Source organism: Acinetobacter lactucae (assembly GCF_001605885.1).
GTDB classification, from domain to species: Bacteria; Pseudomonadota; Gammaproteobacteria; order Pseudomonadales; family Moraxellaceae; genus Acinetobacter; species Acinetobacter lactucae.
The window spans coordinates 36,005-53,441 of record NZ_LRPE01000002.1 but is presented as its reverse complement, the minus strand read 5'-3'; the positions used below and the strand labels follow the sequence as shown (position 1 = coordinate 53,441).

11 protein-coding genes are annotated in these 17,437 nt (G+C 38.6%); 2 read left to right on the top strand and 9 right to left on the bottom strand.

All coding sequences use genetic code 11. The features are described 5' to 3' along the window. Positions 1 to 93: 93 nt before the first annotated feature. From AWW73_RS00775 to AWW73_RS00760, 4 genes are read right to left on the bottom strand one after another with little or no spacing between them, the layout of a single operon-like run. Positions 94 to 795 (bottom strand): fumarylacetoacetate hydrolase family protein, encoded by a 702-nt coding sequence (locus AWW73_RS00775; protein ID WP_062848455.1) that lies wholly within the window; start codon positions 793 to 795, stop codon positions 94 to 96. 31 nt (positions 796 to 826) lie between these two features. Continuing rightward, positions 827 to 1,465, bottom strand: a complete 639-nt coding sequence (gene maiA / locus AWW73_RS00770) for a maleylacetoacetate isomerase (protein WP_062848454.1) — start codon at positions 1,463 to 1,465, stop codon at positions 827 to 829. Further along, positions 1,462 to 2,682: a 3-hydroxybenzoate 6-monooxygenase gene (locus AWW73_RS00765; RefSeq protein ID WP_062848453.1), complete on the bottom strand. Its 1,221-nt coding sequence runs from the start codon at positions 2,680 to 2,682 to the stop codon at positions 1,462 to 1,464. The genes maiA and AWW73_RS00765 overlap by 4 nt, the downstream gene beginning before the upstream one ends. A gap of 27 nt (positions 2,683 to 2,709) precedes the next feature. Further along, positions 2,710 to 3,747, bottom strand: coding sequence for a cupin domain-containing protein (locus AWW73_RS00760; RefSeq protein WP_016145351.1), 1,038 nt, complete (start codon positions 3,745 to 3,747; stop codon positions 2,710 to 2,712). 154 nt (positions 3,748 to 3,901) lie between these two features. Between AWW73_RS00760 and AWW73_RS00755 the strand changes: the two genes are divergently transcribed. Continuing rightward, positions 3,902 to 4,795: a LysR family transcriptional regulator gene (locus AWW73_RS00755; RefSeq protein WP_061875141.1), complete on the top strand. Its 894-nt coding sequence runs from the start codon at positions 3,902 to 3,904 to the stop codon at positions 4,793 to 4,795. A 101-nt stretch (positions 4,796 to 4,896) separates the two neighbouring features. Here AWW73_RS00755 and AWW73_RS00750 read toward each other — a convergent pair whose 3' ends face one another. The 3 genes from AWW73_RS00750 to aptA form a co-directional block, all read right to left on the bottom strand. Continuing rightward, complete coding sequence (locus AWW73_RS00750) at positions 4,897 to 6,288, bottom strand: amino acid permease (RefSeq protein WP_061875140.1); 1,392 nt, start codon at positions 6,286 to 6,288, stop codon at positions 4,897 to 4,899. Between the two features lie 108 nt (positions 6,289 to 6,396). Further along, positions 6,397 to 7,962, bottom strand: a complete 1,566-nt coding sequence (locus AWW73_RS00745) for a CoA-acylating methylmalonate-semialdehyde dehydrogenase (protein WP_062848452.1) — start codon at positions 7,960 to 7,962, stop codon at positions 6,397 to 6,399. A gap of 55 nt (positions 7,963 to 8,017) precedes the next feature. Beyond that, positions 8,018 to 9,400: an omega-aminotransferase AptA gene (gene aptA, locus AWW73_RS00740; RefSeq protein WP_155860456.1), complete on the bottom strand. Its 1,383-nt coding sequence runs from the start codon at positions 9,398 to 9,400 to the stop codon at positions 8,018 to 8,020. A gap of 96 nt (positions 9,401 to 9,496) precedes the next feature. Between aptA and AWW73_RS00735 the strand changes: the two genes are divergently transcribed. After that, entirely contained in the window at positions 9,497 to 10,414 is a 918-nt protein-coding gene (locus AWW73_RS00735) for a LysR family transcriptional regulator (RefSeq protein WP_016138057.1), read from the top strand. 71 nt (positions 10,415 to 10,485) lie between these two features. Here AWW73_RS00735 and AWW73_RS00730 read toward each other — a convergent pair whose 3' ends face one another. Together AWW73_RS00730 and AWW73_RS00725 are read right to left on the bottom strand one after the other, a co-directional pair. Further along, positions 10,486 to 11,001 (bottom strand): hypothetical protein, encoded by a 516-nt coding sequence (locus tag AWW73_RS00730; RefSeq protein WP_062848450.1) that lies wholly within the window; start codon positions 10,999 to 11,001, stop codon positions 10,486 to 10,488. A 24-nt stretch (positions 11,002 to 11,025) separates the two neighbouring features. Further along, positions 11,026 to 17,436, bottom strand: coding sequence for a two-partner secretion domain-containing protein (locus AWW73_RS00725; protein WP_081409435.1), 6,411 nt, complete (start codon positions 17,434 to 17,436; stop codon positions 11,026 to 11,028). Between the last annotated feature and the right edge of the window lies 1 nt (position 17,437).

The following is a 17,437-nucleotide window of genomic DNA, read 5'->3' as shown; positions in this document are numbered from 1 at the left end:
TACATTGGCGTATATGCAATCCTTAGCAAAAGTGCCCAACTGTATTTTTTATTTAGGTTGAGCACCTATTTCAATAAATCAGATCAATTTGATTTATTTCACATTCACCGTAATTCCAGTCAGTCCAGTAATGTCTGCACGCATAACATCACCTTTCACTACCGCACCCACGCCTTCTGGAGTTCCTGTAAAAATCAAATCACCTGCTTTGAGTTCAAATAGCGTCGATAAATTGGCAATCGTTTCAGCCACAGACCAAATCAGGTGACTGACATCGCTGTGCTGTTCGGTTTTACCATTTACCGTTAAATGAATATCGGCACTATTGATTTCACCCGTTTGAGTAATCGGGTGAATTGGGCCAATTGGCGCAGAAAAATCAAAAGCTTTACCAATTTCCCATGGGCGGCCTTTTTCACGCATTGCCATCTGTAAATCACGGCGTGTCATATCTAAACCAACGGCATAGCCATAGATATAATTCACCGCATCTTCAACCGAAACATTTTTGGCATCTTTACCAATCGCAACAACCAACTCGATTTCATAATGAAAATTTGAAGTTTCAGATGGATATGAAATATCAACCGCATCTGTATTTACTGGAACAACCGACTCAAGATCATTTGGCTTACAAAAGAAAAATGGTGGTTCACGATCTGGGTCAAAACCCATTTCACGTGCATGAGCAGCATAGTTACGGCCAACACAATACACACGGCGTACTGGAAATTTATGCGCTGAGCCGTGAATAAATAGACCCGCAGTGGTCATTGGTTCAAAAATAAATGACATGTTAAATTCCTTCTATTAAGTTAATCACGACTCAAAATGCGTCGGCCTGCTGTTCAGGTGCCGTTTTTTGAAATGCTTCTAAGGTCATGCAATGTTGGTAAATTTCATTAATGTGTGGATAAGCCGATAAATCGACTTTAAAACGCTCGGCAGAAACTACTTGTGGAACTAAATAGGCATCTGCAATGGTCGGTTGCTTGCCATAGCAGAACTTTTCGCGATTCTGGTCTTGTTCCAAAATATGCTCTAAAGCAGCAAATCCATCCTGAATCCACTTGGCACACCATGCATTAATTTGTGCTTCATCCAGCCCTAAGGTCTGGCGTAAATATTCAAGAACACGCCTGTTGTTTAAGGGGTGAACATCGCATCCAATTAAAGCCGCAATGGCGCGGACTTTTTCACGACCCAACGCATCTGTAGGTAATAAAGCGGGTTCGGGATATTGTTCTTCTAGCCATTCGATAATGGCTGGACTTTGCAACAAGTTTCCCGACTCAGTTTCAAGTACGGGTACAAACCCTTGCGGATTTAAAGCTTTAAAAGCAGCTTGATGGTGCTCGTTTTTAGCGAGCGAGATATAAGTCGCTTCATAGGCCAAGCCTTTTAGATTCAACACAATGCGGGTTCGGTGTGATGTACCGCTACGGAAAAAGCTATAAAGTTTCATGCAACATTTCCTTGATAGTTTTTCACTGCATCAAGGCAGTTATTGACATTCCAGCCATACAACCACTCCATTGCATCATAAAAACGCTCAGTAGGACGTCCACGCCACAAATCGTTTCGAACCAAGCGTTGTACACCTTTGGCATGGTAAATTTTGCCCATTTCACGTGAAGACAAAACAATACGTGCTGTACGTGCCACTCGTGCTTTTTGGTAAATATCAAAAGCTTTTAAAATGTCATGGTCGGTAATACGTAACGCTTCGCCTAAAGTTACGGCGTCTTCCATTGCCATACATGCACCCTGCGCCATATATTGCGTAGTTGGATGTGCTGCATCGCCAAGTAATGTCACACGGCCAAAAGTCCATGTTTCAATCGGTTCACGGTCTGCGGTTGCCCAGCGGCGCCAGCTTTTAGGTAACTCAATCAATTGGCGAGCTTTCGGACAAATTCCTTGAAAATAAGACAGCACTTCTTCTTTAGAACCATCGGTTACGCCCCACTGTTCTTGCTCACGACTATGGAACGTCACCACAACGTTATATTCCTTTCCGCCGCGCAGTGGATAATGTACAAGGTGGCAATTTGGCCCTACCCAAATACTGGCTGCATTCCATTTCAAGTCTTCAGGAAACTCGCTTTCAGGTACTACAGCACGGTAAACCACATGACCTGTAACCAATGCAGGGTCACCTACATAGGTATCACGCACAACAGATTTAACCCCATCAGCACCGATAAGTGCCTGACCATGATATTGCGTACCGTTTTGATCGGTAATCATTACGCCGGCATCATCCTGGTCAACTTTTTGAATATGACAATTAGTGATAATTTCCAAGTTGCCGTATTGCTTAGCGCCTTCGACCAATGAACCATGAATATCGGCACGGTGAATCACCGCATATGGGTTACCAAAACGTTCACGGAATTTTTCATCGGTTGGAATTTTGCCGACCTGATATTCATCAATCGCATCATGCATAACCATATAGTCGGTATAGACCGCTTTACTGCGAGCAATCTCCCCAATTCCTAATGCATCAAAGGCATGAAATGCATTCGGCCCTAGTTGAATTCCTGCGCCGATCTCACCAATTTCAGGGGCTTGTTCAAAAACTTGTACCTTAAAACCTTGTTTTGCCAAAGCGAGTGCAGCTGCAAACCCGCCAATGCCGCCACCAGCAATTAATATCGGTTGTTGAGTATTTGACATGATTTATATCCTTATAAAATATCCTATTTACTGGCGCTCACGCACAGAGTACAAACCCAGTTTCCGTTGTAAGGGCGCTTCATCTGCAATAAACAAATAACATGGTTGATCTGAGGTATTGATTAAATCAATATGAGAAAAACATGGCGCACATGCCGTATCAGCTTTATTTAAATTGAAATCTTTCTGATCAATTTTGACTTGGAGCTGACCGTCAATCACATGAAAAATTTGGGCAGTAGAGCGCGGTTGGAGCTGTAAAGTTTCATTTGGTCTGAGCATTAAAGCTGAGTAACCAATAATATTTTGGCAGTCATCACCAGTTTCAGGATTGATGTAAGTCACCTGAATTGGAGCTTGATGATTTTTATCATCTGCAAGTGCATGCAAAACTTTTTTGGTTTCTTTCCAAGAGTAACGCATGATCGGATACGAGGCATTTTCACGGGTAAAATGTGCAGTTGGCACAATGCCAGTTCCATAATGATGGGCATTTCCGGCACTGGTCACTTTTTGGATTTCACCCGGTTGTACATAAGAAGCTTCCATGTAATAAACCAAAGGTAAATCCAGCACATCTAACCAGATCACAGGCTCATCGCCATCATGTCCATGTTCATGCCAAAGCCCTGATGGTGTAAGGATTAAATCCCCATGCTCCATCATGCATTTTTGACCTTCAACCGTCGTATATGCACCTTCACCCTCAACAATCAGACGTACTGCATTTGGGGTATGTCGATGTGATGGTGCCCATTCTTTTGGCAACAAAAGCTGCATGCCAAGATACATGACTGAACTGGCTTTCATATTTTCCAGACCATGTCCGGGATTTGCTAAAACCAATACACGGCGTTCAGCTTTTTCAATCGGTGTTAACTCACCTGCTTCGAGCAATAAAGGTTTAATATTCTGGAAATACCAAGCGGTGGCTACGGTCTGCGGCATCGGTTTATGCGGAGGTAATACATTACGTAAACTTGGCCATAAAGGGACTAAATTTGATTCTTCAAGTTGACCAAGATAACGTTTCGGTAAGTCATCTAACGTTGCTAACTGTTCCATTTCAGATCCTCTATTTATGGCCGATTGGTACAAGAATGCTTTGTACTTTTACGACCTATTCTTCCTTGATCATCAATGTAACAATCGAAAATTGTTGAATCCATGCACAAAAAACAATAGTCTGTATTGATAAAATCAATACAAGGAAATTAAAGTGTTTGATCTTGATACTCGGCTTTTACAAATTTTCTTTGAAATTTATAAACATAGCAGTGTGTCTAAAGCTGCCGAACAGCTTGAAATTGGACAACCAACTTTAAGTATTGCGTTAAATAAATTACGTGAGCATTTTCAAGACCCACTTTTTGTCCGTATTGAAAATAAGATGCAACCTACTGAGTTATCTCAACAAATATATCCGCTGGTTGTAGAAATTCTGAACCGACTAAAACTGGTTCAAAACTACAATATTGAATTTGATCCACAGACTTCAAATTATCAATTTAAAATCAGCATGACTGATATTAGTCATTTGGTTTTATTACCTAAACTGATCAATTATTTACGTGCCCATGCCCCTAATATTCGCTTAGAAATTGTCCCAATTGATGCCAATACACCAGTCATGATGTCAAACGGTGATATTGATTTAGCCATTGGTTTTTTGCCTCAGCTCGAAGCAGGTTTTTATCAACAAACGCTTTTCCAGCAACGTTATATTTGCATTGCCAGTAAAGAACACCCGAGGCTTACAGGCACAACGCTTTCAGACCAAGAATTTCGCCAAGAGTTACATGTCGATATTTTTGCAACCGGTGGACACTATGTGCTGGAGCATGAGTTACAAAAACTGGGAGTAAACCGAAATATCCTGGTTCGTTTGCCAAGCTATTTAGGAGTTGGCTTGGTTGTTCAAGACACAGACGCGATTGCGACTATTCCTCATTATTTAAGTCAGGTGCTTTTAGTCAGAGGTGGTTTAAAAGTTTTAGAACCGCCTTATCATTTTCCAACTTATAGTGTAAAGCAGCATTGGCATGCACGGGTTCATCAAACACCCAGTAACCAATGGTTAAGAAGAGTATGTTTTGAGCTTTTTTCTGAATAGAATATTTAAACAGACACCATTAAAAATCTAATAAAAACAAAAAGACTTTGCATAGGTGAACGAGATTTCACTACACAAAGTCTTTATAAAAACTTTCTTAATTAATCTAAATTCATGGCAACCGATCGGGTTGCTTTACGCTTTCGCGTGACAAACAACCCGCAAATCACCACCAATAAAGTTACGCCTAAAGATAAAGTGGTTTCATAACTATAGGCTGGTGACAAGAACATATAACCTAAAACAGTCATAATCACTAAAATTACAAACCACGTTAACCACGGGAACAACCACATTTTAAAAGATATTGCTGCTCTTTCTTTTTCCAATTTATGTCTTAAACGTAGTTGTGAAAATGCGATCACTAGGTAAACCAGTAATGCGATTGAACCTGTGGTGGATAACAAGAACCCAAAGACTTGCCCAGGAAACATATAGTTCACCGCACAGCAGACCACACCAATCAAAGTAGACAAAAACACAGCAGAAGTCGGTACACCTGCTCTATTAATTTTTGTCACAACACTCGGTGCTTCCTGACGTGTACCTAAGGCAAATAACATTCGAGACGAGGTATAAACTGCGGCATTCATACAGCTTGCAACCGCAATAAAAACAACCGTGTCCATAATGAGTTTAGTCTCGGGAACATTCAGACTCATTAATACAAACTGAAAGGTGCCAAATTTTTGTAAGTCTGGCGAACGCCAATCGACCAAAGCAACCGCAAGAAAAATCGAAACTACAAAGAATAAAATAATTCTGTAAAGCACTAAATTTGTAGCACGTTTAATTTTTTCTTCTGGATTTTTAGATTCTGCGGCAGCAATAGAAAGAATTTCTATTCCAAAAAATGAAAATGCCGAGATTAAAATTGCTGATAAAACACCGCCCATTCCGTGTGGCATAAAACCACCATTTGAAAATAGGTTGCCAACACCACTGACATTTGTTGCTAAAGGCCAAATTCCAAATACAGCCATTGCTCCAATAATAATAAACACTACAATCGCAATAACTTTAATGAGTGCAAACCAAAACTCAAACTCACCAAAACTTTTGGTACTAAAAAAATTGGCTAGGCTAAGTAAAATAATAAAGGCAAGCGCATAAACAGCACTGGACATTTGCGGGAACCATGCGTGTAAAATTTCAGCTCCCGCAATCGCTTCAATTGGAATCACCAACACCCAAAACCACCAATATAACCATCCAATGGTAAAGCCTGCCCAAGGACCGATGGCTTTACGGGCATATGTAGAAAATGAACCTGTATCAGGTTGGGCGACCGCCATTTCACCCAGCATGCGCATAACCAGAAAAACTAAAATACTTGTAATGATATAAGCGAGTACGGCGGCAGGCCCTGCTTTTGCAATTGCCGCAGAAGAGCCGACAAATAAACCTGCACCAATAACACCACCAATACTAATCATGGTGATATGTCGATTAGAAAGTCCTTCACTTAATTTTATTGTTTTCTCATTGTTCATATTCGATTCCTTCAAATTGACAAACTGATTTCAAAACCGTCTTAAAAATGTACTTCTCCAACTTGTACAAAACAAAAAAGGGAAAATCAGAGTTTTCCCTTTTATTGATTAATTTAATGTAGGCATAGCAAATTGTTTGGCTTCACGGACCTGCGTTGAAGGCCAACGTTGGGTAATAGTTTTACGGCGTGTATAAAAACGCACACCATCTGGGCCATACGCATATAAATCACCGAACAATGAACGCTTCCAACCACCAAAGCTATGATATGCAACTGGTACAGGTAATGGCACATTGACCCCAACCATACCGACTTGAATATTGCTGGTAAAATAACGTGCAGCCTCGCCATCACGAGTATAGATACACGTTCCATTGCCATATTCATGGTCATTAATGAGCTGCATTGCATCTTGCATAGTTTGTACACGAATGACCTGTAAAACAGGACCAAATATTTCTTGCTGGTAACTTGTCATGTCTGGTGAAACTTGGTCAATTAAAGTCGGCCCAACAAAAAAACCGTTTTCATAACCTACCGGTTTTGCATCACGACCATCCACAACAATTTTAGCACCTTGTTGCTCTGCACTTTGAATAAAAGCTTGTACTTTGTCTTTATGTGCTTGCGTAATGAGCGGTCCGAAGTCATTACGTTCATCTGCATAGTGACCAAACTTTAATTGCTTCATTTCTTGTTTTAATTTTTCAATCACCACATCGGCAACTTCATCGCCAATTGCAACTGCGACTGATAATGCCATACAACGTTCACCAGATGAACCAAATGCAGCACCTAACAAGGAAGTCACGACATTATCAATATCGGCATCAGGCATAATAATCGCATGGTTCTTTGCTCCGCCTAAAGCTTGGCAGCGCTTACCACTCGCCGTTGCCGTGCGGTATATGTACTCCGCAATAGGCGTTGACCCAACAAAGCTAACCGCTTGAATTTTAGGATGATGCAGCAAAGTATCAACTGCCTCTTTATCACCATTTACAACACTAAAAACGCCATCAGGCAATCCAGCTTGTTTTAGAAGCTCCGCTAAAAATAAGGCAGCAGAAGGCGCTTTTTCTGAAGGTTTTAAAATAAAACAATTACCGCAAACAATTGCCATCGGGAACATCCACAACGGAACCATTGCTGGAAAGTTAAAAGGCGTAATCCCAGCAACCACACCTAATGGTTGAAACTCGCTCCATGAATCAATATCTGGACCCACATTTTTTGAATATTCACCTTTTAAGAACTCAGGCGCTCCGCATGCATATTCAACATTTTCAATGCCACGCTGTAATTCACCTTTAGCATCGTGGCAAATTTTTCCGTGTTCCTCGCCAATCAGCTGGCAAAGCTTGTCAGCATTTTCTTCGAGTAGTTGCTTAAACTTAAACATGACACGTGCGCGTTTAATCACTGGTGTATCACGCCATGATGGAAAAGCCTGTTCTGCAATTTGAACCACTTGATTGACCAACTCAACATCTGCAAGTGCAACTTCTTTGGTACTTTCACCAGTAGCAGGATTATAAACAGGCTGTTTCTTGGTGGTTTTAGTGATGAGCCCACCATCAATAAAATGTCCTACCACTTTAATGGCTTGCTGGCTTGAATCTGTATCTGTATTAGCACTAGTGTTGCTATCAAAATTCTCTAAAGTGTTCATCTTTATTCCTTATATCTACTCATCTTTTCCAGTTAAATCTCAAAATAAATCACCGTTATTTCACTTGATAAATTGCTTCACCCACGGCATTCATGAGCCGCTGTAATTCAGTCTCTGTGCTATTAAACATTGGGCCAAATTGAAGCGTATCTCCCCCAAAACGCACATAAAAGCCAGCTTTCCAAAGCTGCATGCCAATTTCAAAACCACGAATCGTCGCATCGCCATCACGGGGTGCCAATTGCACAGCACCAATCAGCCCGCAGTTGCGTATATCGATAATATTTGGAGCACCTTTTAACTCATGTAGAAGTTTTTCAAAGCTTGGAGCCAAATCAGCCGATTGATGAATTAAATTTTTCTTCTCTAAAACATCGAGCGTCGCTAAGGCCGCCGCACAAGCTACCGGATGCGCCGAATAGGTATAGCCATGGGTAAACTCAACCGCATGTTCAGGTAAATCTTGCTGCATAAAGGCATCATAAATTTCATGGCTGGCCACCACGCCACCCAGCGGAATAGCTCCGTTGGTAATTTGTTTGGCAAAATTTAAAATATCTGGCGTAACGTCAAAATACTCTGAAGCCGTCCATTTACCCATTCGCCCAAAACCAGTAATGACTTCATCAAAAATAAGTAAGATATCGTATTGATCGCAAATTTCTCTTAAGCGTTTTAAATAACCAGTCGGCGGCACAATGCATCCTGCCGAACCAGAAACAGGCTCTATGATGACCGCAGCAATATTCGAAGCATCATGTAGCTCAATTAACTTAAGCATTTCATTGGCAAGCTCGACCCCACCTGTTTCTGCACAGCCTTTGGTAAAACTTAAATCGGGCTGTAAAGTATGTGGTAAGTGGTCTACATCCATAAGCTGACCAAACATTTTTCGGTTACCACCGATACCTCCAAGACTTGTCCCCGCAACGTTTACACCATGGTAGCCACGTGCGCGCCCAATCAGCTTGGTTTTGCTTGGTTTGCCTTTAATTCGCCAATAGGCACGTGCCATTTTAATTGCGGTGTCGGCAGACTCTGAACCTGAGTCGGTAAAGAACACATGCTGCAATTTTTCAGGCATATGCTGAATAATTCGTTCAGCCAATTGAAACGACAACGGATGACCAAACTGAAATGCCGGTGAGTAATCCAGCTTTGACAACTGAGTACTCACGGCTTGCTGGATTTCAGGAAGCGTATGCCCAGCACCACAAGTCCACAGACCTGATAATGAGTCGTAGACTTCGCGGCCTGCGCTATCAATTAAATATGATCCTTTAGCACCGACAATCATGCGCGGATCTTTATGGAAATTACGATTTGCAGAAAATGGCATCCAATGCGCTTGATAATTTAAGCTCATCTGAGCATTTGATTGAACGGTTTCCGATGCGTCGTCGTCATCAGTTAATTTGTCGATATCAAACATAATCACTCTTCTTGTTTTGAGGCTATTTTTTGAGTGTACAGAGCGATATAGTTTTGATAAATTCAAATTATCTTGAGTTTAGATTTAAAAAAACAAACCTAAATGAAACCTAAAAAATTAAATCAAGTCACTGATTTTGATATTAAATTACTTAAAATATTTAAAACGGTTTGTGACTGTCACAGCTTTACATCTGCCGAAAGTATTCTTGGTATTAGTCGTTCTGCAATTAGTTTGCATATGAGCGATTTAGAAAATCGTTTAGGCATTCGGCTATGCCAACGTGGCCGCGCAGGGTTTGCATTGACTGATGAAGGACGTGAAATTTTAGAATATATAGAAGTGCTCACCGCTTCTATCGAAGACTTTCGCTCTAAAGTCAATCAAATGCATAACCGTCTAAAAGGCGAGTTTAATATAGGTATTATTAATAACCTTGTGACCATGCCAAGTGGCTATATTACCAATACGCTGGCACAACTCGCCGAAGAACATTCTGAAGTAATTATTAACATTAGTATGAGTACACTTTCAGATATTGAGTGCCGTGTATTAGACAACCGTTTACATGCGGGAGCAATTCCTCTTGTTACTCCGCTGTCTGGCCTAGACTATTTTGATTTATATAGTGAAAGTTCATTTTTATATTGCGGCAAAAACCATCCCTTATTTGGCAAATGTAGCAAGATGGATTTAGATGAATTAAAAAAATGGCAAGCGGTACTTCCCAATTATGCAATCACACCTGAAGCGGCAAAGTTGCACCAGCTTTTAGACTGTAAAGCGACAGCAAGTGACCGTGAAGGAATCGCATTTCTAATTTTAACTGGAAAATTCTTAGGTTTTTTACCCGACCACTATGCAAAAAAATGGGTAGAAGATGGTTTTATGCAAGCTGTATCAAAGGAAAAAATGCATTACAGCACGCCCATTTGCTTAATTACTCACAAAGGCAAAAACCACAATATTATTTTAAAAACTTTTATGGAAATGCTTGAGAAGCGGATCGTGGGGAGTTAAAAAAAGAGACCATTAACTGGCCTCTTTTTTTTAAGCAATTTACTCTAAATAAATTAATAAAATTAAAAATATTATAAATAGTTACCATCAGCATCTACTTCATCTTTTGGTCTATTGTTATAATCAGAAATTAAAAATGAAAAATAGTCCATCATATTAACAACTATATTTCTTGATAACCTTAAACTCATATAATCCCCATACTTTACATCCCGACTTGAATCAAAAAAAGTCTGTACCAAAATATTAAAAAAAGCCAACCAATCCTCATCGATATCTTTATTATTATTATTAGTAATAGTAACTAATAATAATTCATTTCTTTTTTCAGAGAAAATACCAATTAAATAACCTCTTAAATAATCATGAAATGAAGATAAATTACCTCCAAAACATTTTGTATTAACAAGAATATCATTTAAATATTCCCGACCATTACCATATATATTTTCACCAAACAAATTATAAGCTTCTTGTTCAGATTCAAAATCAGAAATATCAAAGGAAATATTAATAATTAGCTTATCACTATTATCTATTTCAGAAAAAAAATGACACATATCATCTTGCAATTTTATACTTTTCACACCACAACTCCTATATTAAAAATATTAAGGTAATTTTCCTAATACACGCCAAGTATTGGCTGCTCCTGTTTGTGCAGTGCCATAATGATTAGGTGTGTAATATAACATTCCAGTATCTCTATCTATGATAATTCGTTGATTACCTCTACTAGCAACTCCGGGTGTTGGTACAGTCCACTCTTCAAAATTTTTACCTGTTGAAACAGGCATACCAGGTTGTTTATAAGGTATAGATGGTTTTGAAATATTTTGATATTTTATTCCATCACGACTATTTAAAGGCTTATTATTAACAATACGATTTAATGTTGTTGTTAGATCGACATCTATTGCTTTACCACCTACAGTAACTTTCTGCTTAACTATAGTTTGAGGTAACTGAGTAATCCACGCATTTTTTTCTGCTTGGGTTAATGCTCTAAGAGATACCATGTCTGGATGATATGGTGTGTTAGGCAGAGCTGGCGTATTGACATTTTTTCCAGCTAAACTTTGGACAAATGCTTTATCGCGAATCAATTCTTCTACTTTTCTAGAAGCAATACCATTACTTTTCTTTAAATCAGTTCCAACAACTAAATCAATAGCTGCCATAACCCTATCAAAATTTGAGGTATTTCTTGCAAAGATACTATATAAATCATCTGCCATACCAAGCAGCTCATCTGCACCTTGCTTTTTAATAGAAGCTTTCAGATCATTAACTGTAAAGTTTTTTCCTGCTTTTCTAAAAGCATTTAACTCATCTAATGATTTAACTAAAATCTTACCAGCAGTAGAAGCTAATTTTACTAATGAATTATTTTGTATTGCTATATCTGCAGAATTAGCTGCTGTATTCACATCATAACCAGAGTATGCAGAAACAACTCCAGCAACAATCTTTCCAGTATTTCTAATTTTTAATTTTTCTTCTTCATTGTATTCTATACCATTGACTGGACCTGGCATTAAACTAGCAACGATTTCTCCCACTCCAGCTCCGATTGCACCAGCTTCACAACTTTGCTTGGTTGCAGCGGCTGTTGCACACCCCACTGCTGCATGGGCAATCTTATGAATAGTATATTCCCATACATTTGGGTCTACTTTATCTAATTTATCACCTATTTGGCTTGCCAACTCACCTTGTAAAGCACCCGCAAGTCCTGAAAGTAGAGCAACTTTAAGATTCTCCTCTAAGTCTCCACCCTTAATAGCAGTTTGCACTAATGTAGAACCGACTGAACTTGTAAAGTTATTTAATAATCTATCTGATAAAACTGTACTATCTGGTTTTAAATTTAAAGCAGTACTAACTTGGCTCATTAATCCTGCTGTAACAACTGAAGCTGCCAAATTCTTAATTGAATCTTTACTTCCTAAATCTTTTAGTGTTTTACCAATATCTCCGCCATTATTAATTAAACTAATGCCTGCTTGTGTTGCTAAGCTTGTAACAGCTGCATTCGCCATAGCACCTAGAGCTGATGGAACGATTGCACCTGCTGCAGTCGTAGTCACACCAGCAGTTCCAATCATGCTTGCGCCTAGACCAACTGTAGTACCACTTGCTGCTGTTCCTCCAGCCGCACCTGCCGCTGCAGCAGTTCCTGTACCCATGGTTACAATCGTTATAATAATCACAATAATTGCAGCACCAGCAGCAGTAAGACCTTGCTGTTTATAGTCCCAATCTTTTTGAGTTAATAAAACTGTTTGCCAATCTACATCTTTTCGGTTTACTAATTCTTTTAAATATTCGTTCCCTGGTTTTTTAGATAAATCAAGAATCGCATCACGTAGCTCTACTTTATTAGCGTCTTTTTCACTAATTGGAACTTGTACACTTAAACCACCTGCCGCTTTAAAGGTAGGTAAAACTGGACCGTTAAAACTTGGTAATTGAGCAGTTTCAGTAATTGAGCCTTTATCTTGCATTGACTGCCAAACTACAGAATTTTTTTCTTTTTTCACCAACTCTGTAATAGAAGTTTTAGCAGCAATTAACTCTAGTGTTCCTCCTGTTTTTATTGTTATATCTTTTAAATAATCAAATTCAGTTCCTACCAATCGTGTTCCCCCAACAGATTGTGTACCAATATAATCTGCTGTTAAGGTTGCAGGTAATTCACTAACTTGAGTACGTGTTGCATTAGTTTTAGAGGTATTGTATTTAATACTAGCAAATGATGATTTTTTTGTAATATCTACATTACTGCTAGAACTCTCTTCTACTGTGTAAAAATTAAGATCACCACCAGAGTTAATCGAAATTTTTCCACCATTAGCAGTGAAACGACCTGAGTAAATATCAATATTATTATCTGGTGTCTTAGCATCTACAGAGGGATCTAGTTTCTTCGTTTCAATCGAAATATTCTTTGCAGAAATATCAACTGATGCCGCATTTGTTTCATTATTTTCAGAAACAGTAGTAATATATTTTTTCTTTAAACCACCCCATGATTTTTTCTTTTCAGTAGTTATTGTACGGTCATAACTTTGTTCAACTGCGGCATCAAATAAAATACTTTTATTTGATTCTATTTTTACATCACCATTTTTTGCAATAATACCAGTAGCTTGTAAAACCAAATTATCATCCTTAGTTTTCCCTACCGCTCTTATGTTAACTCCTTTATCTCCATTAATAATGGTAGGGATAACTAGTGTTCTCATACTATAATTTTCATCATTTTCATTGCCTTTATCATAAAAATCCTGTGAACCATCAATAATAACACTTGCTCCAAGAGTCTTAGGTTTTTTATCCTTCCCTTGTACTGTACTTGTATAATTTTGAGATAATGCTCCAAGTGCTTCGATATTCACTAGTCCTTTTTTAGACATTAATTCAGAACCAGAAATAGAAATACCTTTTGATGAATTAATATCAATATCCCCTATGTTACTAACTAATTTGGAGCTAAAGTGCTCGTATCCATTTAATTTTGATAAATAATCAATTTCACTTCTAATCTCATTTTGATTATATTTATATTTAAAATAACCATTTGGGCTTAAAATATCTTCCTTGCGAGCATAATCTCCATCACCAAATGGAACAGCTATTGAAATTTGAGTAGAATATTTTGTTCCATTTAATTGCTGAGAAGATATATTGGGCTCAATAATATCACTATATTTTTTCACAAAACCATCATAAAACTCATTAAAAAATTGTATATCTTTATCAGTTCCTTTTCGATAAGAAGCATCTTGCTCATAAGCAGAAGGATTAAAATGAAAAGCTATATCATACGCATTTTCAAGAATTTTAACGTCAGCAAGAAAACTTTCTGTATATTTATTATTAATACTTATTTTCTTAAATTTATTATCTATTTCCATTAAATCAACCAACAACTTATTGCCATCTGACAACTTATTATTATTGAGTTTATTTTTAATAGCACTTACCTGAACATCATCATTATTTGCTAAAATTTTAATGTTTTTTTGTGCAACCAACTCAGAACCTTGTAATTCAACCCTTGTTCCTTCTAAACTAATTCCTCCGGTTAGTGTACTAAGCTTAACAACTCGTTCAGAACCAATCCCATCTTCTCCACTATGTCCAATTAAAGTCAGATTACCGTTTTTAGAAACAAGTTCAATATCACCCACTGCTTTTAAACTATAAACTTTAGGATCAATGGTTAAGTTAGAATTGGTTTGAATTGTTAGGTCACCATTCAGGCTATTTAACTTTGTATCATTCTTGAGTAACTCACTTCCAACCGCATTTAAGTTCAATCCAGTCTGGCCTGTAATAAACCCGCCCGCCTCTAATAAAACAGCCCCGCCGGTTAAATTTGTATTTTGTAATACCTGGTTTCCTGTAGCGGTTACAGAGGTAACACCCTTAGATGTTAAGTTAGTGACTTTATCCGCAATCCATTTGGTCGCTGGCGTATACTCAGCATTGCTATAAACCGTACGACCAGAACTTACCGCCAGATGCTGGTCTGATGTAGCATTCACACCCTGTAAAGTCAGTAAATCTTTTGCATAGAGTTCAGTATTACCTTTTGACGTTAATACGCTGTCGATAATTGTACTCATGCCTGCTCTACTATTGATCGCAAGTTTACCAACCGTTGAGCTTAGATCTGTATTTTGTATTTTAATATCGGATTTGCTATTTTCTATCGAAACGGTTTGTCCCTTTAGAATATTATTTACCGTTTTAACTTGGCCCTTATTTGCAGTAACAACTACATCAGTATTCGCCTTTAAATTTATTCCATTATTACTTGAAACTAATATATCGCCCTGACTCGCATTAACTTGTACTGATTGCAAGTTCACTGTGCCATCACCAATAGAACCAAGCGTTACTCCTTTTAAACCACTAATAATGGACTGATCAGTTGTTAGTTCATCTTTATCAGCTGAAGGCATCGCCTTGCTTGTCTGGGTCGAGTTTAAATTTATATTTTTATTCGCAAGTATAGAAATCTTTCCAGCCGAAGATGTGGCCTTTAAGCTATTTGCAGTAACTCCACCAGCTAGTGCGGTAAGATTAATATCACCTTGAGCCTTGAGTGCCTGACTTAAAACAAGATCAGCAATTTCAGAACTCACATCAATATTTTTTTGTGAGGTCAGTGCACTATTGAGTGCTATTTGATTGGCATGGAGTTGAATGCTGTCTTTGTTAGAAATTTCTTTTGCTGTAACAGTTAAATTATTGGCTGCATCCAGCTGAACCATGCCTGTAATAAGTGGAAGTGCCTTGTCAGCATTGTTCCAGACCAGATCACGTCCACTGTAGGCTTTAATGTTTTTGACACGTGTCGCAGCGTTTTCAAGTGAAAATCCAAGATTCTTTAGATTTAAATCTCCTGAACTATAGAGGTTTAAATCTTTACCCGCATAAATCGTTCCACCTTGAAGATCAATGATATTTTGGGTATTAGCCGAATTTGCTTGTAAGTTGATTGAACCTAAAGATGCCTGTATATGGTTCTCTGTAAGTGATAACTTACCATTACTTAAAACATTTAAATCTTTGGCAGCAATCAGTTTTGCGTCTTTTGCTGCAACCAAGTCTTTTTGTACCTGTATGCTTGCTGTACCACGGTTACTGGTGATGCCTGCGTTAGTTGCCAGATTGATGTTCGCTGCATCAACATATACATCCCCGCTCTGCGCATCATTAAAAATTCGACTATTCGCCGCTAAATTTAAATTACCTTTAGTATTGATCATTAAAGGAGAGGAAGCCAAGCTACCGTTATTAATAATAATTTCTTTAGCATTTACATTCAGGTTATTGCCTGAATCGATATTTAGCATGCTATTACTGTTAATACTGCCTGATGAGTTGATATCGGCAGCTGCACCAGTACCCGTTGTTTGTATGTTTACTAAACCCTGGGTTTTACTGGTCGAACTGATTGTGCCACTGTGTTCAATTTTTCCGGCACTGGTAATCACCAGATTGTTGACTGCCTGAAGAGTCCCTGCGTTAGTCACGCCTAAACCTTTTTCAGTTCCCATCAAGTAAATATTATTGGCATACATCCCACCAAGCGCTTTAACATCTACCGCTAATGTCGGTGCGGTTCCAGTACCAGTTTTAGCCGTAACATCCTGTAAATCTGCACTGACATTATTTGCCCCGGCAATGACCTGAATATCATTTTTAGCACGAAGTTCAGCACTGAGTTCTAATGCACGGGCATAGAGGTCTACATAATTTGCATCGTTATTATTTCCACCTAGTCCAAATTTAGAATTAGGATTTGCTGAAACCGTAATTTTTCCTTGATCAACCGTAAACTGCTTGATACTGCCATCGGCATTTAACTGAGGCTTCCCTGTGGTAAAAATTGCTTTATTGGCATTAATAAAGCCACCACCTTTAATGTTAATACCAGATGGATTGGCAATAATCACATCAGCCATTTGCCCTGCAACTTCCAAGTTGCCCTCAAAGCGTGAAGCCGCTGATGAATTTACTTCATTTAAAATAACTCGTGCTTCACCTGTAGCTAAAAACGGGTTGGCTGCAACGTTTCCTACTGTTTTTGTTGTAGCACCCTGACGGCTGTTATTCAGTACAGCACCTTCTGCCAGTACATCAAACTGTTTATAAATATTATGGGATATCCCATTTTTTGGAGTTTGAATATTAACGACAGGAACAACTGTACCTGCTGAGTTCTTACCCGCAGCAATGACTGCTCTATTCGCAGCATTTGCAGCACTATCTGCTACAATACCTGCATAAACTGGTGCTAAAGGCATCCACAAACTTATACTGGCAACCAGTGCTTTCACTTGCCAGAGCTGATGAAATGCCTGAGATTCAGTATTATTAATTTGGTTCTGGGAGCTAGCTTCACTTTGACCCGATGTCTTGGTTTGGCTTCGTACATTTTCAGCCACAGCCACAAACATTTGACGTGCTTTGCTATAAATAATGCGATAACTATTCTTGTTCATG